The organism is Paenibacillus sp. YAE3 (assembly GCF_057546105.1).
Map to the genome: position 1 here is coordinate 127,829 of NZ_BAAIYF010000002.1, position 18,294 is coordinate 146,122.

Annotated in this window: 15 protein-coding genes, 1 pseudogene and 1 other annotated feature; of the genes and pseudogenes, 1 reads left to right on the plus strand and 15 read right to left on the minus strand. The window is 52.0% G+C overall.

Going from position 1 to position 18,294, the window contains the following annotated elements:
* Positions 1-8: 8 nt before the first annotated feature.
* Positions 9-491 carry a DUF2975 domain-containing protein gene (locus tag AC27KL_RS03450; RefSeq protein ID WP_339324590.1) on the minus strand — a complete coding sequence of 161 codons (483 nt, stop codon included), beginning with the start codon at positions 489-491 and terminating at the stop codon, positions 9-11.
* A gap of 414 nt (positions 492-905) precedes the next feature.
* Between AC27KL_RS03450 and AC27KL_RS03455 the strand changes: the two genes are divergently transcribed.
* Positions 906-1,838 carry a VanZ family protein gene (locus AC27KL_RS03455; protein ID WP_487168865.1) on the plus strand — a complete coding sequence of 311 codons (933 nt, stop codon included), beginning with the start codon at positions 906-908 and terminating at the stop codon, positions 1,836-1,838.
* A 50-nt stretch (positions 1,839-1,888) separates the two neighbouring features.
* On the opposite strand, the gene asd is transcribed toward AC27KL_RS03455, so the two are convergent.
* The 14 genes and pseudogenes from asd to AC27KL_RS03525 form a co-directional block, all read right to left on the minus strand.
* Positions 1,889-2,974: an aspartate-semialdehyde dehydrogenase gene (gene asd / locus AC27KL_RS03460; protein ID WP_212950689.1), complete on the minus strand. Its 1,086-nt coding sequence runs from the start codon at positions 2,972-2,974 to the stop codon at positions 1,889-1,891.
* A 188-nt stretch (positions 2,975-3,162) separates the two neighbouring features.
* Positions 3,163-3,424, minus strand: a binding site (T-box leader).
* 130 nt (positions 3,425-3,554) lie between these two features.
* Positions 3,555-4,025: a pyridoxamine 5'-phosphate oxidase family protein gene (locus AC27KL_RS03465; protein WP_487168866.1), complete on the minus strand. Its 471-nt coding sequence runs from the start codon at positions 4,023-4,025 to the stop codon at positions 3,555-3,557.
* A 204-nt stretch (positions 4,026-4,229) separates the two neighbouring features.
* On the minus strand, positions 4,230-4,565 hold the full coding sequence (locus tag AC27KL_RS03470) for an ArsR/SmtB family transcription factor (protein ID WP_487168867.1): 336 nt from the start codon (positions 4,563-4,565) through the stop codon (positions 4,230-4,232).
* A 176-nt stretch (positions 4,566-4,741) separates the two neighbouring features.
* Complete coding sequence (gene arsC, locus AC27KL_RS03475) at positions 4,742-5,161, minus strand: arsenate reductase (thioredoxin) (RefSeq protein WP_487168868.1); 420 nt, start codon at positions 5,159-5,161, stop codon at positions 4,742-4,744.
* Positions 5,162-5,186: 25 nt separating this feature from the next.
* On the minus strand, positions 5,187-6,482 hold the full coding sequence (locus AC27KL_RS03480) for an arsenic transporter (protein ID WP_487168869.1): 1,296 nt from the start codon (positions 6,480-6,482) through the stop codon (positions 5,187-5,189).
* A gap of 15 nt (positions 6,483-6,497) precedes the next feature.
* The gene (locus AC27KL_RS03485) at positions 6,498-6,845 is read right to left on the minus strand and encodes an ArsR/SmtB family transcription factor (RefSeq protein WP_487168870.1); all 348 of its coding nucleotides are present in this window, start codon (positions 6,843-6,845) and stop codon (positions 6,498-6,500) included.
* 162 nt (positions 6,846-7,007) lie between these two features.
* A pseudogene (locus tag AC27KL_RS03490) lies at positions 7,008-8,245 on the minus strand (MFS transporter).
* A gap of 197 nt (positions 8,246-8,442) precedes the next feature.
* Positions 8,443-9,747: a discoidin domain-containing protein gene (locus AC27KL_RS03495; protein ID WP_487168871.1), complete on the minus strand. Its 1,305-nt coding sequence runs from the start codon at positions 9,745-9,747 to the stop codon at positions 8,443-8,445.
* Positions 9,748-9,969: 222 nt separating this feature from the next.
* Positions 9,970-10,794 carry a GNAT family N-acetyltransferase gene (locus AC27KL_RS03500; protein ID WP_487168872.1) on the minus strand — a complete coding sequence of 275 codons (825 nt, stop codon included), beginning with the start codon at positions 10,792-10,794 and terminating at the stop codon, positions 9,970-9,972.
* A gap of 269 nt (positions 10,795-11,063) precedes the next feature.
* A complete protein-coding gene (locus AC27KL_RS03505) occupies positions 11,064-11,999 on the minus strand; it encodes a cation diffusion facilitator family transporter (protein WP_487168873.1) in 936 nt (311 codons plus the stop codon).
* 204 nt (positions 12,000-12,203) lie between these two features.
* Positions 12,204-12,455, minus strand: a complete 252-nt coding sequence (locus AC27KL_RS03510; RefSeq protein WP_339324578.1) for a YuzB family protein — start codon at positions 12,453-12,455, stop codon at positions 12,204-12,206.
* Between the two features lie 38 nt (positions 12,456-12,493).
* Positions 12,494-13,441 carry a bifunctional riboflavin kinase/FAD synthetase gene (locus AC27KL_RS03515; RefSeq protein WP_487168874.1) on the minus strand — a complete coding sequence of 316 codons (948 nt, stop codon included), beginning with the start codon at positions 13,439-13,441 and terminating at the stop codon, positions 12,494-12,496.
* A gap of 332 nt (positions 13,442-13,773) precedes the next feature.
* Positions 13,774-16,062, minus strand: a complete 2,289-nt coding sequence (metE, locus tag AC27KL_RS03520) for a 5-methyltetrahydropteroyltriglutamate--homocysteine S-methyltransferase (protein ID WP_487168875.1) — start codon at positions 16,060-16,062, stop codon at positions 13,774-13,776.
* A 148-nt stretch (positions 16,063-16,210) separates the two neighbouring features.
* Entirely contained in the window at positions 16,211-18,013 is a 1,803-nt protein-coding gene (locus tag AC27KL_RS03525) for a glycoside hydrolase family 30 protein (protein ID WP_487168876.1), read from the minus strand.
* Positions 18,014-18,294 lie beyond the last annotated feature (281 nt).

The following is an 18,294-nucleotide window of genomic DNA, read 5'->3' on the forward strand; positions in this document are numbered from 1 at the left end:
TTTTCACCTCAGACCGTTAAATCATTTTCAGATTTGATGTCGATCGCTTCTTTCAGCAATTTTTGAAGCACGGCAGCAAACACCGCAATGACCATGGAAGCGAAAGGAACCACCAAGCCGACGAAGATCACGCCCGGGGCGTCGTCCTTCTCCGCAAAGAGATAAAACAGCGGCAGGACCAGCACGTGCAAAATACTGATGGCGATGGCGCAGCGTTTAATGTTCTTTAGAGCCATGACGGCCAAATCGGAGAACGCCTTGCTTTGATCGATATACTGCAATAGCTTGAAGGCTTGGTACAAAGCAATGTAAAAAGGAATGGCCGACGCGTAAAAGACGGCGAAAACCAGATATTTGACGAGCGCGAATTCCGGAAGCAACTCCGCCGCAAGCTTCCCTAACTCAGGCACCAAAAAGATGCACAAGGCAAGGATCGGAACTCCAATGAAAAACAGGGCTATTTTCAAAAAAAGCGTTGACACCCGTTGCATAAAAAGCACCTCACTCATTGATTATCAACTTGAATTTAGCATATTATTTATCGTTTTACAATAAATAATTACCGATTAAGATCATATTTTTGTTGTCATTTAGAAATGTGACCAACCGGACGACCCATGTTTGCAAAAGAAAAAACCGCGATCGATCGCGGTTTTTCAAGTGTGCACGATGCTGCCGTATCATTTGCTATAGGTTCATATTCATTTCGTACACATCATGTCATTCGCTGTACTCGCCGGATCGGCTAGTCCATGTCCATACAGAGACCTTCGCGAAAGGATTGGGCTCTTCCAACCTTTCGAACCCGTAAGATTCGTGTAAGTTAAACCGATAGGTTTTTGCAGGCGCGATGCTTATACTTGGAAATACCGATATCAACATCGACATACTGCAAAGGAGCACATATGGAAACCAAAAAGCGAAAGATCATTCTCTTCATTACCATTTTATATGCGATCATCATTCTGTATTTCATGTTTCTCGGTTTCGGCCGGATCGACGCGGCACGGCGCATGGATGAATTTACGTTTATATGGGTACCGGACAGCGTGTTCAGCTTACGATTCCCGAGGGCTTCAGATCTGGATTTTTTTAAGCTGTGGTTGTTCGACTTCGGCAATCTGACGGCGTTTATCCCTTTCGGGATCTTGATTCCGTTGCTGTTTCGCCTAAAGTTCATCCCGTTTGTTACTATGTTTTTCGCCGCTATCCTATTGCTCGAGACGCTGCAGGCGCTTACGCTGCTCGGAAGCTTCGACATCAATGACGCGATCCAAAATACGATGGGGGCCGCCATCGGTTACGGGGCGAGCAAACTCGGATTTCGTTCGGCCAAAACGTGGAGCAAGCTCATGAGGACCGGGTTGTCGGCGGTGGTCCTGATCGCAGGCGTTTTGGGCCTTTCGGAGGCGGTTCGCGCCACATTCGCCAAAATTGACGGCCCGGTCATCGCTTTAACGGAACTGCAGGAAGCGAACGGAAAGGCGTCCGCCCCAATGGCATCCCCGCCTTTTGCGATTGGCGGCAAAACCGTCACCCCCGCCATAAACCTATACGCAATCCAAGACAAACATACGGAAACCTATACGTATCATTTTGGAAAAAAAGAAGTGATTCTTGCGGGCCATTACGGCATCCCTGATGGATCCGGCAGCGGCAAACTAACCATTTTCGCCGACGGCATCGAAATCCTAAACGAGTCGGCCGAATGGGAAAACGGTCAAATCATCAAGTTTGAACTTCCGCTCGAAAAAGTCGATGAGCTGACGATTACCCTTGAAAGCGATCAAAAGCTGTGGGACGTCACGTTCAAAGAAAAAAAGCATCGGTGGGAATAAAAAAGCAGCAAGCTCCTGAAATCAGGATGCCTGCTGCTTTTTATATGCATCTATTTTGCTTGAATATACCCTTCCGCTTTCAGCAATTCGGCAATCAGTACGGCGCCGCCTGCCGCTCCGCGGAGCGTGTTGTGCGAAAGGCCGACGAATTTGTAATCGTAAATGGAATCCTCGCGAAGTCTGCCCACCGAAACGCCCATGCCGCGTTCGATGTCGCGGTCCAGCTTCGTCTGCGGACGGTTTTCTTCTTCAAAATACGTGATGAACTGCTGCGGCGCGCTCGGGAGGCCAAGCTCCTGCGGACGGCCTTTGAACTCGCGCCAGCGCGTGATGATTTCCTCTTTCGACGGTTTGTTTTCAAAGGAGACGAAGACGGTGGCCAAATGTCCGTCCGTGACCGGAACGCGGATACATTGGGTCGTAATGAGCGGCGAGCTTGCTTTGACGATTTCGCCGTTTTGAAGGCTGCCCCAAATGCGCAGCGGCTCCTGCTCGCTTTTTTCCTCCTCGCCCCCGATGTAAGGGATCACGTTGTCGAGCATTTCCGGCCAATCGGTAAAGTTTTTGCCTGCGCCTGAGATGGCTTGATACGTCGATGCGACCACTTTTTCCGGTTTGAAGTCGAGCAAGGCATGAAGCGCCGGCACGTAGCTCTGAATGGAGCAGTTCGGTTTTACCGCGATAAAACCGGTTTTGGTGCCCAGACGTTTTCTTTGCGCTTCAATCACGCCGATATGGTCCGGGTTGATCTCCGGAATGACCATCGGAACGTCAGGCGTCCAACGATGGGCCGAGTTATTGGAAATGACCGGAGTTCCCGTCTTGGCGTAGGCTTCCTCCAGCGCTTTGATTTGATCCTTGCTCATATCCACCGCGCAGAAAATAAAATCGACCTGCGAAGCGAATTCCTCCACCTGCGAAGCATCCTGCACGACGATTGTTTTGACCGGCTCCGGAATGGGACCGGCCATTTTCCATCTGCCCTGCACGGATTCCTCGTACGTTTTGCCCGCCGAGTTTTTGCTCGCCGCAATCGCAGTCACTTCAAACCAAGGATGTTGATCCAGCAGCTGCACAAAACGCTGGCCAACCATTCCCGTTCCTCCGACAATACCCGCTTTAAGTTTTTCAGACATAAATTTTCAATTCCTTTCGATTGTGTCATCTGGCTTCAGGTTTGTTTGGATCGTCCGCGTACCGGACTCGTATTGTTGCGTAGTTCCCTTACTCAATAACTATTCAATGCATCTTTGCCGCGTACATGGCGTACATGACCTGTATGAATGCCTGATACAATAAAAAATCCCACCCCCAAGACCGTAGTCTTAGGGACGAGATTCGAACACTCGTGGTACCACCCCAAATTCGCCAATATGTCGCCATATTGGCCTCTTCAAGTACGGCATGCAAACCATGCATATACTCTAGCTCTGTAACAGGAGCACCTGGCACACTATCCCCGCGGCTTGCGGTTCCAATGTGCTGCTCGGAGGCTTTGTTCAATAAACGCTTCTTTGCTCCTTTTCAGCGGACGGAGCTCTCTGGGAAAGAATCGGCTTATCTACTCTTCTCTTCATCGCATTTGATATGACGCTTCATTAGATATTACGTTAATAATATAAAAAAATCGTTTGAAGGTAAATATGTTTTTTGAATTTTTCGCGCGATGGATCAAATTTCCCTGTCGAATGCCTTGGCGCTTGCGGGACGGCCCGCTTAACGCTTGGTTTCCTTTACCGTTTCGTTCCAACGCTCGAGCACTTCGCCTTCATGCTTCAACCGGATTTGAATGCCCGAGGTAATGTCCGCATATTTGGCCTGATCCTCTTTAAACGATTCGACGGCGGCCGAAAACCGTTCCAACGGATGTTTTGCGCCTTCCAATATGCCGATGTGATGAAGCGAAAGCCTTACGTAATTCACCTTGCCTTTATAGACGGCGACGAGAACGGCCTTGCCGCTCCGGATGCAATTTTGGGTCGTGTTCGTTCCCGGCCACAATGCGATCCGCAGCGTTTTTTTATCAATGGCGACGACTTCTCCTACGCTGACCATGGCGTTGTGCGGCCATCCGTCTTCGGTTACGGTCATCAAAAACATCGCCTCATGCTGTTTCCGTTCGAGATGTTCGCCGTTTAAAAGCTCGAAAAGATCATCCGAAAGCTCGGAACCGTGCAAATGTTGCATTTCCCTACATCCTTTCAAAAAACGAAGTCAACCGACCAACGGGACAGGGCCCCCACCAGCAAACCAGATGCCCGGTTTCCGTCCATGCCTGCCACACCAATTCGCGCGGCGCATCATAAGTGCGGTTGAATACGATTTCCCGGTCCTGTACGTGTGCTCCGTTTCCACCCCGTTAGCCCAATCCTCCATCGTCTCAGGTTTTCCCTATTCGGGACGTTGTTTCTGATTCTCCTTCATGACCTGCAAATATTGCTCCAGCCGATCCAACCGTTCCTCCCAGACCTTGGTGATCGATTTCAGCCAATCCTCCATCTCTTGAAAGGGCTCCCGGCGCAAACCGTAAAACCGGCGGTTCGCTTCCGCATGGACTTCGACGACCCCTGCTTCAAGAAGCACGCGGAGATGCTTCGAGGCTTGCGGCTGCCGTATGGCAAGACGTTCGCTGATCTCCCCGACGGTCAAGGGGCCGCGCCGGAGCAGTTCGACGATTTGAAACCGGTTGGGTTCGGCTAGTGCGCTGAATACATTCGTGTTGTTCACTGAACCCGCTTCCTTTCTTTGCAACATTCTCTGAACTTAATGTATCACACCAGGAATATTCCTTCAACGGAATATTAAATGCCAAATGTCTTTCTTCCTTTTTTTCGACCGCGGGAATGTTTCCGGCGTTCCGCTGGATGGCATCGACCATGGCATCGGCGGTGTTTCTTAAGTACTCATTCCCCGTTCTCAGAGAACTTTTTGATGCGTTCCCCGATCTGGTCCCGTACTCGCTGAAATACGGCCCATTTTTCTTGATCCGTCCCCTGAGCTTTGGCAGGATCATCAAATCCCCAATGTTCGCGTCGAACATGAGGCGGCGTCACCGGGCAGCGATCAAAAGCATCGCCGCATAAGGTAACCACCAGGTCCGCTTCCTTCAAACGTACGGGATCGATAACATTCGAGGTTTGACTCGAGATATCGATGCCCACTTCCATCATGGCTTTGACTGCTAACGGGTTAAGGCCATGTGCCTCAATGCCGGCGCTGCTTACCTGCCACTTGTCCCCCAAATAGGTTTTGGCCCAACCCTCCGCCATCTGGCTTCGGCACGAATTGCCGGTGCATAAAAAATAAATGGATTTTTTCCTCATCATGTTTTCTCCTTTTTGAATGGATTTAAACCACCATCAACCACAGATAAAGCCCGACAAGCGTGATGAATAAGGTCGGGATGGTCAGGATAATCCCCGTTTTGAAGTAGGTCCCCCAAGAGATTTTAATGCCTTTGGTGCCGAGCACGTGAAGCCACAGCAGCGTAGCCAGCGAGCCGATCGGCGTGATTTTCGGTCCGAGATCCGAACCGATGACGTTCGCGTATACCAGCGCTTCTTTGACCGCGTCCGTGGCGTGAACCGCATGGATGGCCAAGGCGTCGATCATGACCGTCGGCAAATTGTTCATCACCGAGGACAGGAATGCCGATAGGAATCCCATCGAGATCGTCGAGACAAACATACCTTGGTTGGCCGCCGCCCGGATCAATTCGGCAAGCCAATCGGTCAACCCGGCGTTTCTGAGCCCGTAAACGACGACGTACATCCCGATCGAAAAAAACACGATGGCCCACGGCGCCCCTTTGATGACGTCCTTTACGGGGACCATCGGGCTTTTCCGCGCCATCAGCAAAAAGAATACCGCAATGATTCCCGCAATGATGCATACCGGCATGTCCAAAAATTCGCTGACAAAATAACCGACGAGCAGCACGCCCAACACGATCCACGACCATCGGAACATCACCGGATCCTTGATCGCGTCGGATGGCGTTTTAACATATGCCAAATCATACTTCTTGGGGATGCTTCTCCGGAAAAACAAATACAGCACCAGCATGCTGGCGCCCAGCGCAAACAGGTCCGGAACGATCATGCGGCCGGCATATTCCATAAACGTGATTCCGAAAAAATCCGCCGACACGATATTGACCAGATTGCTGACGACAAGCGGCAACGAGGTCGTATCCGCAATGAAGCCGCAGGCGATGATAAACGGAAACACTTTTTTCTCGTCGAAACGAAGCGCCCGGACCATCGCAAGCACGATCGGCGTAAGGATCAGGGCGGCTCCGTCATTGGCGAAAAATGCCGATACGCCGGCTCCGAGAACGGTCACGTATACGAACATCCGAATGCCGTTGCCGCGGGCGGCCCGCGCCATATGCAGCGCAGCCCACTCGAAAAAACCGATGCTGTCCAGAACCAGCGAAATAATGATGATCGCGATAAACGTCAGCGTCGCGTTCCAGACGATCTGGGTAACGTCCCACACGTCCCCGAACGTGACTACGCCAAAAAGCAGCGCCAAAACCGCCCCGCCGCAGGCCGACCAGCCGATGGACAGATTTTTGGGCTGCCAAATGACAAACGTAAGCGTGATGAGAAAAATGATGACGGCTAGAATGACTGATAGCAAAAGTATACCCTCCAATTAACAACAATTAGGCGTGATCCCTTGATCTTCTACCGCCTTGAATTCCTGGTCTTGAGCCGGCACATGGGCCATGATGTCCGCAATAAGCGCATGATGCCTGCTTTGGGGATTCCAAGCGTAGTGGACCCACTGCCCTGCCTTTCTTTCCTTTAAAAGCCCCGCATCCTTTAATTTCCTTAGATGCTGGCTGATCGCAGGCTGGCTCACTTCAAAAAATTCGACCAGCTCGCATACGCAGCATTCCCTGTATTGAAGCAGTTTGATGATCGTAAGCCGGGTCGGATCACCCAGCAGCTTCAGAATTTGGGCGATCCCGCCCGCTTCGTCGGACACTGTTTTTGGCATCTCCTCACATCCTCGATTCATTGATGAACTTCATCATTATATAAGCATATGCTTATATAGACAATAGACTTTGTTGCGCCTGTCAGCGGAAAGAGACGCTTGGCCCCCATGGACGGGCCGGTACGAAAAAAGCCCCCGGAATCCCGGGGACAACTGCCTGCATTAAATCAGCTCGTTTCTTTTCTTTAAAAACCGATACAAAACTGCGCTGCAAACGGCGCAGACGGCCGCGCACGCCCGATAAACCCGTATCCGGCCTGCAAACCGCGCAACAATCCGATTTCGGCTTCGCCTCCAAAGATCTCTTTGGCGCTTTCGATCACGCCTCCTATCAGGTAATTGCCGATCACGCTGCCGACGCCCATCAGCGTAACCGTAAAGGTGATTGCGGTATCACTGCCTCCCGGAAACCTCTTGGCGATAAAAGCCATCACCGTTGGATAAATCATCGCCACCCCAATGCCCGCCGCGGCGAACAAAAACGCAAAAGACTCCCCGCCCGCGATCGCCGCAAACGTGCAAACGGCCGAAAACGCCGGAAAAATAACCAGCGATAACGTGAAGCCGATTTTATCGGTAACCGGTCCCAAAAGCAGCCTCGCCAGCGTAAAACACAAAAAGAACCCGGACAGCATGCCCGAGGCTTTGACCGGCTCCCAGCCGTATGCCTTCTCAAGAAAATTGACCAGCCAGCCGCCGACCGCCAGCTCCGAGACCACGCCAAACGAAAGGATCAGCACCGTGAACCATAACACCCGGTCCCGCAGCAGCGTTTTTAACGGAACCCGGTCCTCATGGGACAGCTGATCGCCGGGGAACGTCCCGCACAAAGCGAATATCATCGGCAAAACGGAAAGCGACAGCATCAAAAGATACATGCCGCGCCAATCCAGGGGATGGCCGAAAAGGCTTGCCGACATGAAACCGGTTGCGATCATGGGAGCCACGGTCGAGCTAAGCCCATAAAACCCGTGAGCCAAATTCATCATCGTTCCCGTGTTTTTCACGAAAATTCTCGCCCCCAGAATGGCTAGCGCAATTTCAAGCATGCCGTTGCCGATATACATGAAGAAATACGAGGCCGAAAAGGCCGGGTAACTGCGGGACAAATAAATGAATACGCCTGAAAGAATCATCGCGCCAAAGGAAAGGCTGCTGACGATTTTAATCCCCCACCATCGCGTCAACACATTGGTAAACGAACAGGCGATCAAATATCCAAGCGCGTTCAGCGACAACAAAGTGCCGATCTGGGATTCGTCCAGCATAAAGTCGATCTGAATCCGGGGAATGGCCGGCCCTTTGATGTTTTCCGAAAATCCAAAGATAATGAAACCTAAAAAAATGGTCGCCAATTGAATGACATACCTGCTATTCGTTTTTTTCAAACGTTTCTCCACTCCGCTTAACCTCCAAGCTGATTGCGCGAACGGCCGCACTCTGAAAACGGGAACGGCACACATGCAATAATGGACTAATGATAAAAGAAAAGCGGCCCTATGTAAATATAAGATATAACAAATATATCGAACTACGTTCGAGCCTCAATAAAAACTCCGGCGGGCTGCCGCAGCAGTCCCGCCGGAGTATGCGCATTTTAAGGATACAAACCGATTTCCGCGATTTGAAGCTCCGCCCCGCCGTTGTTCGCCGTGACGTGGAGCCGGTAATATTTAAAGGCGGACGGCTGGTTAATGGTATAGGTTTTGGTCAAAAACCGGCTGGAGAAAGCTTCGTTCGAACGGGTATCGAGCGTCGTCCAATTCGTCCCGTCGTTGGAACCGAGAAGCGTCCAATTTTTCGGGTCTCTTGACGGAAAGTCGTTGGCGGACGTGATCGAATACGTTGCGGCTGCATGGGAAGCGTTGTTTCCGAACTGGTACTGAATCCATCCGGAATTCGCGAAAATCAGCCATTTCGTTGCGCTGCTGCCGTCAAACGCTTTTTCCTTCCCTTCCCCGGACGGGCTGTTGGAAGAACTCGCCGCAACCGTTCCGCCGGTCGTCAACGACCCGGTATTAGGCGAAGACAGTGCATTGTTGATGGCAGCGGCATAATCGGCCGCCGACCCGGCGCTTGGGTTGTTCAAAATCGCGTCATAATACCAGATGAATCCGCCTTGAATGCCCGCTTGCGCCTTCCATTCGGCCATGCGGGAGGCGACTTGGCCCGGGGTATGGCCGCCGCCGGACGTTTTGCTGTCGAGTCCCGGCATGACGGTCATGCCCATTTGGCTGTTCCAGTACGCTGGATCATTCCCCGCTCCGCCGTCATACACCTGCAAGTAAATGCGGTCCACGTTAGCCCCGAGCTGGGATTTGACGCTTTTCCAGTAGCTGACGTTGGTATATGGACATAAGGTGATTTTGTATCCGAGGCCGGCCAGCATGCTGCCAAACGATACCGATGAACTGACGTCGTACAAATCCTCGTTGTCGAAGCTGACGGCATCCGCCATAGTTGCGGTTTTCAGGGCCGCAAAGTTTTTGTACAGAATGCTGTTCGTACCCGTGCCCTGGGCGGCGATCAGGTTTTTGATGTTCTGGAAATCGCTGACGCCCCAGGAACCGACGCTGATCTCCAGGCGTTTCACCGAAGTCGGGGCTTGCTTGAGCGTGGCGAGTCGGGCCGGCCAGGCCGAATCGCCCACGTAAGCTCCGTTCGAAACGACGAGCTGATCATTGTAGTAGAGATCTCCGTTGCCGTGAACGTGGATCGTCCATAACATGACGGTCGTGAAGCCGGATTGCTTCAGGATGTCCATCGTCTGCGTTCCGCCGGAATAAAACGGGCCTCCCCCGTAAATGACGGATTCCGGTTCCGTTTGGGCCGATGCGCCCGCCGGAAACAACCCGATCATCATCAGGCAGCTTAGCAGCCAATAAAACGGTTTTCTTTTCATCGATTCACCTCCGGGGATTTGTAAAAATGTTCTGTGCATGCAGAACTGAAGCTATCTAACGATATGTGTCAGTTCCCGGTTTTTAGAATCGGACCGCTTGCACAAATTTTCACTTTTTACAAAATCAGCCGGCAAAAAGGCGGGACTCCTTGATCAAAGCGATTCGCTTGGCCTTTGAAAGCATGGTCATCCGCCCAGATTGGCTAATCGATAAGCTGAAATTCAGCGGCCCGCGATCGGCGCCCAAACGGCCCGCGTCCATGCGATCCGCATCCCTGCCCGCTCCATGTTGTTTTGGCTCGAGCTTCCGAAAGCGGCCTGGGCGGCAACCAGCTCGCATTCGGCCTTATAGGCTTCATGCAAACGCCACTTCAACAGCGACGTCTGGAGTCCGTTGTTCCTGAACTCGGGATGCGTTGCCGCCAAGGTCAACGAGGCCGTCCGGCCGCTGATATGCATGACGCCGACGGCCGCAGGCCGGCCGTGCCATGACGCCATAAACAATTTCCAGCCGGGGCGGTTCAGCAAGCCGATGTTGTTTTGGATGAAATGATGTTTATGCGCGATATCCATGCCGGAGCCGACGCAATGAATGCCTGCGTAAACGTCAAAATCCGCCTCGTTTTCGACCGGACGGATCGTAATGCCCGAAGGCAGATCAGGCGCTTCCGGGGCTGGCAGCCCGTACAAAACGGAATGGAATCCCTGATGGGCAAGCCCGTTTTCGGTTAAATGGCGGAGCAGCTCCGGGCTTGTCCCTACCGGATCGATATCCAACCCGAACGCACGGTCCCGTTCGCAGTAAAATTGAATGATTTCTGCCACGTGGTCTATGTCCTCATCGGTCAAACCTTTGACGGAATTAAATACGCTCCACGGCATCGTCCGGATATAATAGGACACCGCATTTCCGAAGGTCTGGATTTCGACCCCTTGCGGGTTGCCTTCTTGCTCGCCAATCGAGCGGATCCGCGAAGTCGTGAAGTCGATTTCCGACTGCCGGATTCGCTTGGCCAATGCTTCACGGATTACCGGTAATGCTTCCATGCGATCCCTCCCGCTTTTTTTATGTCATCTATTTTGAAGACATTCCATCCCAAAGGGGTACTTCAGTCATCGCTTGTCCGGCGCCATGAAAAAATCATCGAACGACCGGGAACCAAAAAGCCGCAGATGAACAACGGCCCATCTACGGCTTAAGACATCTGTCAAACACCCGGGATAAAAATAATAAGCTGCAATTTCACATATTTTCCTATATTGTATTTCGCTGCATTTTTAACGTCAATCTATTTTTTAGGCTCCATCTGTTTCCCTCACGCGTGCTTAAACAAAAACTGCTTTCCGTATTCCCCATGGTCATGGATCGACGGATGTTCGATTTGAATGGTCGAATGTGCGATGCCGTATTTTTCTAGGAGGAGTTGATTGATCGCCGAGATCACCCGGAACGCCTGCATGTCTTTCCGGATGAACACATGCGCCGTAAGCGAATAATGATCGGTGGATACGGCCCATAAATGGAGCTCGTGCACGTCATTGATGCCTTCCAGGGCGCGGATATCGCTGCGAATGGCGTCCAAGTCGAATTGGTCGGGCACGGATTCCATCAGCACCAGGTAAGACTCGCGGATAATTTTGGCCCCGCCGGTAAAAATGATTCCCCCGATGACCATACTGATGAGCGGATCCAAAAAGTGATAACCGGTAAAATAAATCAGCACGGCCGACACGATAATCCCGACGGAGCTTAACAGGTCCCCGATAAAATGCCAAAGCGCGCTTTTGACGTTAAGATTCTCTTCTTCCTTCATGCTGCGGCTCAGAACAATCGTAAGGACGACGTTGACGATGAGACCGATCACCGCGATCGTCAGCATCGTAGGCAGCTTCACTTCGACCGGATGGATCATGCGCTGAATGCCTTCCACAAAAATGCCCAATGCAATGACGGCCAATGCCAGGCCGTTCAGAAACGACGCGATGATCTCGAAACGGAGAAAACCAAACGTATATTTCCGGTTCGGTTTACGCGTGGCCATGTAAATGGCCGCCATGCTTAACCCCAAGGCCAAGACGTCGGAGATCATATGCGCCGAATCGGATAACAAGGCCAAGGAATGGGAGATCAAACCTCCGGCGACTTCGACGATGGTAAAAAACAACGTCAGCAGCAGGGTGATCCAAAGCGTTTTTTTCGAGGTTTGCTGTTCTTTCACGTGGTCGAGGTGGTGATAGTCGTAATTTTTCATGTCTTGCGTCCTCCTGTATCTTAATTAGAATCATTCTAATCTGATAATTTATATAAATAATATACCCGTTTTTGCGTCTCCCGTCAATTGAACTTTTAATGGATACCACGGATGATGTTCATGGCCGCAAAACGCAAAAAAAGCTGCCGAGATTTTGTCTCGCACAGCTTTGCTTTAGGATCTCCGAAAATGATATTGTCATGGCTAAATGGATGCGTAGACGGCTAATTCCAGGTCGATACGCTGCCTGATGAGATCTAGGCATTCGGCGGCCGTTTCGGCAAAGATCCGCTTGCCGTTGACGATCGCATAGGGCCTTCTCGCGCATATCCCGCAAAACGAAAGGCAGGTGCTTTCAAGCACGGCCACTTCCGGATATTCGGCCTCCAAAATTTGTTCGATCTCGATCTCTTGAATCAGGCTGCCGTCGCAAATTTCGACGATTATGATCCCCATGCCGCTTCGCCTCCCTTCAAGCAGGCCGATCCGCCGATTCAGGCGGGAGCGACGCTAAGCAACCTTCTGGCATTCACTTCATCCTGTTTCATTTGCTCGATCAGCGCATCCAGACCCGTAAATTTGATTTCGCCGCGCAAATAATGCATGAAAGTCAGCGTCACCGTCCGATCATACAAATCTCCGGAGAAATCCAGCAGGTAACCTTCGATCAAATACCCCTGACCATCAACGGTGGGCCGGTACCCTGCGCTGATCAGGACGTGATACCGGCTTTTCCCTTCCGGTTCGCCATGGATTTCGGCCGTCCCCACGTAAACGCCGGGTTTCGGGAAAACATAGTCGTCCACCCCGCCCATATTAATAGTAGGAAAACCCAGCTTTCTGCCCAGCTTCTGGCCGTGTATGACGATTCCGGTAACCGAATAAGGCCGGCCTAAAAGCGAAAACGCCGTTTCCACGCGTCCTTCCGAAATGTCGGTTCGGATCTCCGAGCTGCCGATTTTTATGCCGTTATCGGTCACGAGCGGAATCACCGTCACTTCCGCGCCGATGCGGGCACATAATTCGCCGAGTTCCTTCGTGCCTCCCCCTTGCCCGTGCCCGAAATGAAAACCCTCGCCGACCACGATGCGCTTGACGTTCAGCCTTGAAAGATGCTCCATGACGAATTCTTCCGCCGAGATTTGGGCGTATTCCTTCGAAAAACGAATCCGGTAATAACGTTCGACGCCAAATTGCTCAAGGATGCGAATTTTCTCGTCCTCAGGCGTTATTTTTCGCTTGAACGCTTCGTCCTGCTTCAACACCCACAACGGATGCTCCGAAAAACTCATGACGGCGAGCGCTTCCCCTTCCCTTTTCAGTTCGTTGGCCGTTTGGAGGATCGCCTGATGCCCTTTATGGATTCCGTCGAATTTTCCGATCATCAGCACGATCGGCATGGAATCATAAGGAGGTTGTGACGCGATGTCGATGACTTCCATGAAAAATACCCCGCTTTATCCTTTAATATGATGGATTGTTTCTAAAAAGCGAATATCGTATTCAAGAAAACATACTACACTTAGTATAGTAGAATGTATAAAAAATTGGTGATTTCATTAGAACATAATGAATTGAAAAAATCAATCGCTTATTTTCAATACGGACCGTGCGCATAGCGCCATGGTGATCCGCGTTGCGGTGCATCAAACATACGTTTCGTTAGCTGCTTATTTAATTATACTAACAAACCGGGGAAAACTAAAGTACCGAACTTTTCGCCCGAAAAAAAGAGACCCGCAATCCTGCGGGTCCATGGGCGTTACATATGAAATCACACTTGTACGGCATATTTTTCTCGTGCGATCTTGGTCGCTTCCACCATGTTGCGCAAGGAGGCCACCGTTTCTTCCATGCCTCGGGTTTTCAGTCCGCAGTCCGGATTGATCCAGAACAGCTTCGGATCGAGGACCCGCAGCGCGCGGTCGATCATGCCTGTCATTTCCTCGACGCCGGGAACGCGCGGGCTGTGGATATCGTAAACGCCAAGTCCGATGCCGAGCCCGTAAGTGTTCTCTTCAAAGCTATGGATCAGCTCGCCGTGACTGCGGGAGGTTTCGATCGAAATGACGTCCGCGTCCATCGCCGAAATCGAATCGATCATGTCATGGAACTCGCAATAACACATATGCGTGTGAATTTGCGTCGTATCCTGCACCGTGCAGGTGGTCAGGCGGAACGCTTTGACGGCCCATACCAGATATTCGGCCTGATCTTTTTCTTTCAGGGGAAGCCCTTCGCGGACGGCAGGTTCGTCCACCTGGATCATGCCGATGCCGGCCTTCTCCAATGCTTCTACTTCTTGCCTCAAAGCATAAGCCAATTGATAAGCGATCTGCTCGCGCGAAATATCCTCGCGGACGAACGACCAGTTCATGATCGTGATCGGACCGGTAAGCAGCCCTTTGACGGGCCGGCTCGTTTTCGACTGGGCATATTGCGTTTCCTCGACGGTCATCGGCTTTTCGAACGCCACGTCCCCGAAAATGATCGGCGGTTTGACGCACCGGGAGCCGTACGACTGCACCCAGCCATACTGGGTAAAGGCAAACCCCGCAAGCTTCTCCCCGAAAAACTCCACCATGTCCGTCCGCTCGAATTCGCCGTGCACGAGGACGTCCAGCCCGATTTCCTCCTGCAAACCGATCCAGGTGTCGATCTGTTCCCGGATGAAGCCGGCATACTGCTCGCCGCTCCATTCCCCTTTTCTCCACAGCTGCCTTGCTTTGCGCACTTCTACGGATTGAGGGAAACTTCCGATGGTCGTCGTCGGCAGTACCGGGAGCTGCCATTTTTTCTGTTGCACGGCATGGCGCTCGGCAAAAGGAAGGCTGCGTTTGGCGTCCTGATTGCTGATGGCGGCAACGGCCTGCTGGACGTCGTTCCGGTTGCGTTCCTTGGACCGCTCCAGCGCGCGGATGGCAAGGTCGCATTCGTTCAGTTCCTTACCGATCGCGTCCGTTCCCGAAGAGACGGCCTTCGTCAAAAGAACCAGTTCGTCCAGCTTTTCGTCGGCAAAAGCGAGCGCCCCCTTTAATTCCGGCAATAGCTTCGTTTCGCTGCTCGCGGTCACCGGGACATGCAGCAAACTGCACGAGGACTGCACGATGATCCGGTCCGCTGGAACGAAGGATTGAAGCGTCTCCAGCAGCGCGGCCTTCTCGCGGAGCGATGCCTTCCAAATGCCGCGCCCGTCCACGACGCCCGCCCCCAACACTTTGTCTTGCGGGAATCCCGATGCCTGGATCGACCGGATATTGCCCGCATAACCATGGACAAAATCGAGGCCGATCCCTTTGACCGGAAGGGAGACGATGTCGCTGTAGCTTTCGACGGCTTCAAAATAGGTTTGCAGCATGATGTTGAGGGTTGGGACCTCTGCGGCAAACGTGCCGTAGATGCTGTGTAACCGCCGGATGTCGGCATCGCTTAGGCCGGTAACCAGAATCGGCTCGTCGATTTGCACCCACTCCGCGCCTTCAAGGGCCAGTTCCCGAAGTATTTGCGCATAAAGCGGCACAAGGCGCTCCAGCCAGGCTTCCGTTTCGGATTCGTCATAACCTTTGGACAATTTAAGGAAGGTGAGCGGCCCGAGAATGACCGGCTTCCCTTCGATGCCAAGGCGTTCCTTCGCTTCGCGGTAGGCAGCCAAAGGCTTGTTTTCCGTAACGGCGGGCTCCGCTCCGTCCAATTCAGGGACGATGTAGTGGTAATTGGTATTGAACCACTTCGTCATTTCGCTTGCCGCCGCATCCGTCGTTCCCCGCGCGATTCCGTAATAAACGGAGAGCGGCACGGGTCCGCCATCATAAGGAAACCGTTTCGGAACGATGCCGAACATCGCGGCCGTATCCAGAACGTGATCGTAATAGCTGAAATCGTTCACCGGGATCAGATCGATGCCCTTTTCCTGAAGCTTGCGCAAATGGTTCAACCGAATGTCCTGCATCCGGCTCTGAAATTCCGATTCTTCGATCTTTCCCGCCCAAAACGCCTCAAGCGCTTTTTTCCATTCGCGGTTATCGCCGATACGCGGATATCCCAAAATACTGCTTTTTGTCATCTTGTAACACTCCTAATCATGGATTTTGCGAAAATTCCAATCCAAATGGTTACAAGAAAGATATCACGGATTCAGCGATATAGTGTAACTGTATTATCCTATATCCAGTTATAGCCAAAAGCTATATTACAAGGATGCCGATTTTAGATTATGATAAAGAGTTAATAACCACTCTGGATACTTGCTTTTCCCAGGAGTCGCTGCCGGACAACTCGATTTTCAGGTACTGCGTTCCTGCGGGGACTTGCAGCGGCGTGTACGTTTTTTTGTACCATTTGCTTCCGGTATAACTTCCCGGCGTGCTCGTGTGCGCGACTGGGGTCCAATGCTGATTGTCGGCCGACGCATAAAACGCGACGCCGTCCCACACGCTTAATTGATACAAGTCCGCTTTAAAATTCGTGATGTTGGGAACGCGGTAAACGAAGTTTTCGGTCGTGCCGCTGCTCCGTTTCACGCGGGACGTATCGCCGTTAAAATATCCGCTGTTGGAGGAATCCATGACCAGGCCGCTTGTATGGGAAAAGGTTTTGGACCAATCGTTCAAGTCGTCCGTCAAGGTTTGCTCCTGAAGGGACGGCGAGCCGTTTTCGCCCGTGTAGGTCACGACGCTTTTTGGAGGAAGGGAGACGTTGAATTTCCCGTTTTGCAAAGGAACGGCCGGGCCTTCGGCTAAATTGAGGTTATCGTTGGTGGTGTAGGGAGTGAGCCGTCCAGCCGTGAAGCTGTTGGGCACAAAGCCAAGCTCTGCCGTGGCATCGGTATCGTTGATGGCGACGATGGCGAACTTTCCGGTTGCCGGATCTTTGTAAGCCGAGGTGTATACGCCGGACTGGGGATTGTCAGGGGCTCCGATCCGCACGTAGCCGGGTTTGATGAATTTGCTGAAGTTGCCGAAGGTAAAGTAGCGTTTCGTCAGCGCGTAGGTGTTGGCGGCTTTGTCGACGTTGATCAAACCTTCGTCGTTATTGCCCGGGATCGCGCCCGTCCAATACATCCAAGCGTTGACGCCCGCCTTGGTCATGAAATTATGGGTCTGCTTCGCGAACTTGAGGCCGGAACCCATGCCCGGATCGTAAGAGTCGACTTTGGACACTTCCGTCATCCATACCTTTTTCCCTTTGGATTGGGCGGTCGTAAACGGGGTTGTCGGCAACTCCGCATTGATGATCGGCACGGGGTAGTTATGTCCGGCCACGATGTCCAGCCTTTCGGCGGAAGCCGGGTCGTTCAGGGAGTCCTTGATCAGGTCCTCCGACCACCAGGACGATTCGCCGGCGATGACTTTGGTCGATGCCACGCCTTCGTTGATCATCGCTTGCTTCAAATAATCCTTCAGGAACACCTGGAAGTTCGTCGAATTCCATTCGCTCGAATCCCAGGTCAGGAACGTCATGGAGTTCGGCTCGTTGGCAATGGAGACGGCGTACAAGTCAAGACCGAATTGCCGTTTGTATTCTTTGATGAATTTGGACATTAGCAGCGCGTAGTCGCCGTAATTTTCCTGCTTCAGGTACCCGCCGTTCGTCGTGGAGTTGTTCGTTTTCATCCATGCCGGCGGGCTCCACGTGCTGGCGATCAGCTTATCCACGCCTCTTGCTTTCGCCTGCTGCATCACCCAAACCTGGTCCGGTCTGGCGTTGAAATCATATTGTCCCGGGGCAGGATTAAACTGCGGGAACAACGCGCCGCGGAAAATCGAAATGCCGATGCCGGTGTCCGGTTTGAACAGCAAATCCATGATCTCGCTGCGGGCGGGCTCCTGCAAATCATAGATGGCGTCGGACCAGCCGGCCTGCGACACCCCGAAGCCGTCGATTTCCTGCTTAACGTCATTCCAGTTGACCGTAACGTCCGATGCTGCATGCGCGGTAAAAGGTACGGCCGCGAAAGCCGTCAGCATCACGCTCATCGTCAAGCCCATCAGTTTTTTGGCGAATGTTTTCCTCATAACAAACCACCTTTCGAATCGTTGTCATGAAATCCTAAAAAAACAAAACGTATGCGGTATCATGCTCGCAAAACCACGCCGCTGCTCCTTGTGCCGAGCTCGTTGTCTTATCTTCTTTCTTCCATCCTCCTTCCCCCATAGAAATGTAAGCGTTTGCATATAGATTATATCCATCCTCCTCGAAGGCCGCTACCACGATCATGACCTGTTTCTAACATTCCCGTGACTTTTTCGCGCTCCCCTTTCATATAACAAAATAGGGTCATGGAACTGAATCCAAG

Bases quoted from the DNA above. Each gene is read 5' to 3' on its own strand.
- AC27KL_RS03450 (WP_339324590.1), bottom strand. From the start codon at position 491: ATGCAACGGGTGTCAACGCTTTTTTTGAAAATAGCCCTGTTTTTCATT.
- AC27KL_RS03455 (WP_487168865.1), top strand. From the start codon at position 906: ATGGAAACCAAAAAGCGAAAGATCATTCTCTTCATTACCATTTTATAT.
- asd (WP_212950689.1), bottom strand. From the start codon at position 2,974: ATGTCTGAAAAACTTAAAGCGGGTATTGTCGGAGGAACGGGAATGGTT.
- AC27KL_RS03465 (WP_487168866.1), bottom strand. From the start codon at position 4,025: ATGCAACATTTGCACGGTTCCGAGCTTTCGGATGATCTTTTCGAGCTT.
- arsC (WP_487168868.1), bottom strand. From the start codon at position 5,161: ATGAGGAAAAAATCCATTTATTTTTTATGCACCGGCAATTCGTGCCGA.
- AC27KL_RS03485 (WP_487168870.1), bottom strand. From the start codon at position 6,845: ATGCCAAAAACAGTGTCCGACGAAGCGGGCGGGATCGCCCAAATTCTG.
- AC27KL_RS03495 (WP_487168871.1), bottom strand. From the start codon at position 9,747: ATGAAAAGAAAACCGTTTTATTGGCTGCTAAGCTGCCTGATGATGATC.
- AC27KL_RS03500 (WP_487168872.1), bottom strand. From the start codon at position 10,794: ATGGAAGCATTACCGGTAATCCGTGAAGCATTGGCCAAGCGAATCCGG.
- AC27KL_RS03505 (WP_487168873.1), bottom strand. From the start codon at position 11,999: ATGAAAAATTACGACTATCACCACCTCGACCACGTGAAAGAACAGCAA.
- AC27KL_RS03510 (WP_339324578.1), bottom strand. From the start codon at position 12,455: ATGGGGATCATAATCGTCGAAATTTGCGACGGCAGCCTGATTCAAGAG.
- AC27KL_RS03515 (WP_487168874.1), bottom strand. From the start codon at position 13,441: ATGGAAGTCATCGACATCGCGTCACAACCTCCTTATGATTCCATGCCG.
- metE (WP_487168875.1), bottom strand. From the start codon at position 16,062: ATGACAAAAAGCAGTATTTTGGGATATCCGCGTATCGGCGATAACCGC.
- AC27KL_RS03525 (WP_487168876.1), bottom strand. From the start codon at position 18,013: ATGAGGAAAACATTCGCCAAAAAACTGATGGGCTTGACGATGAGCGTG.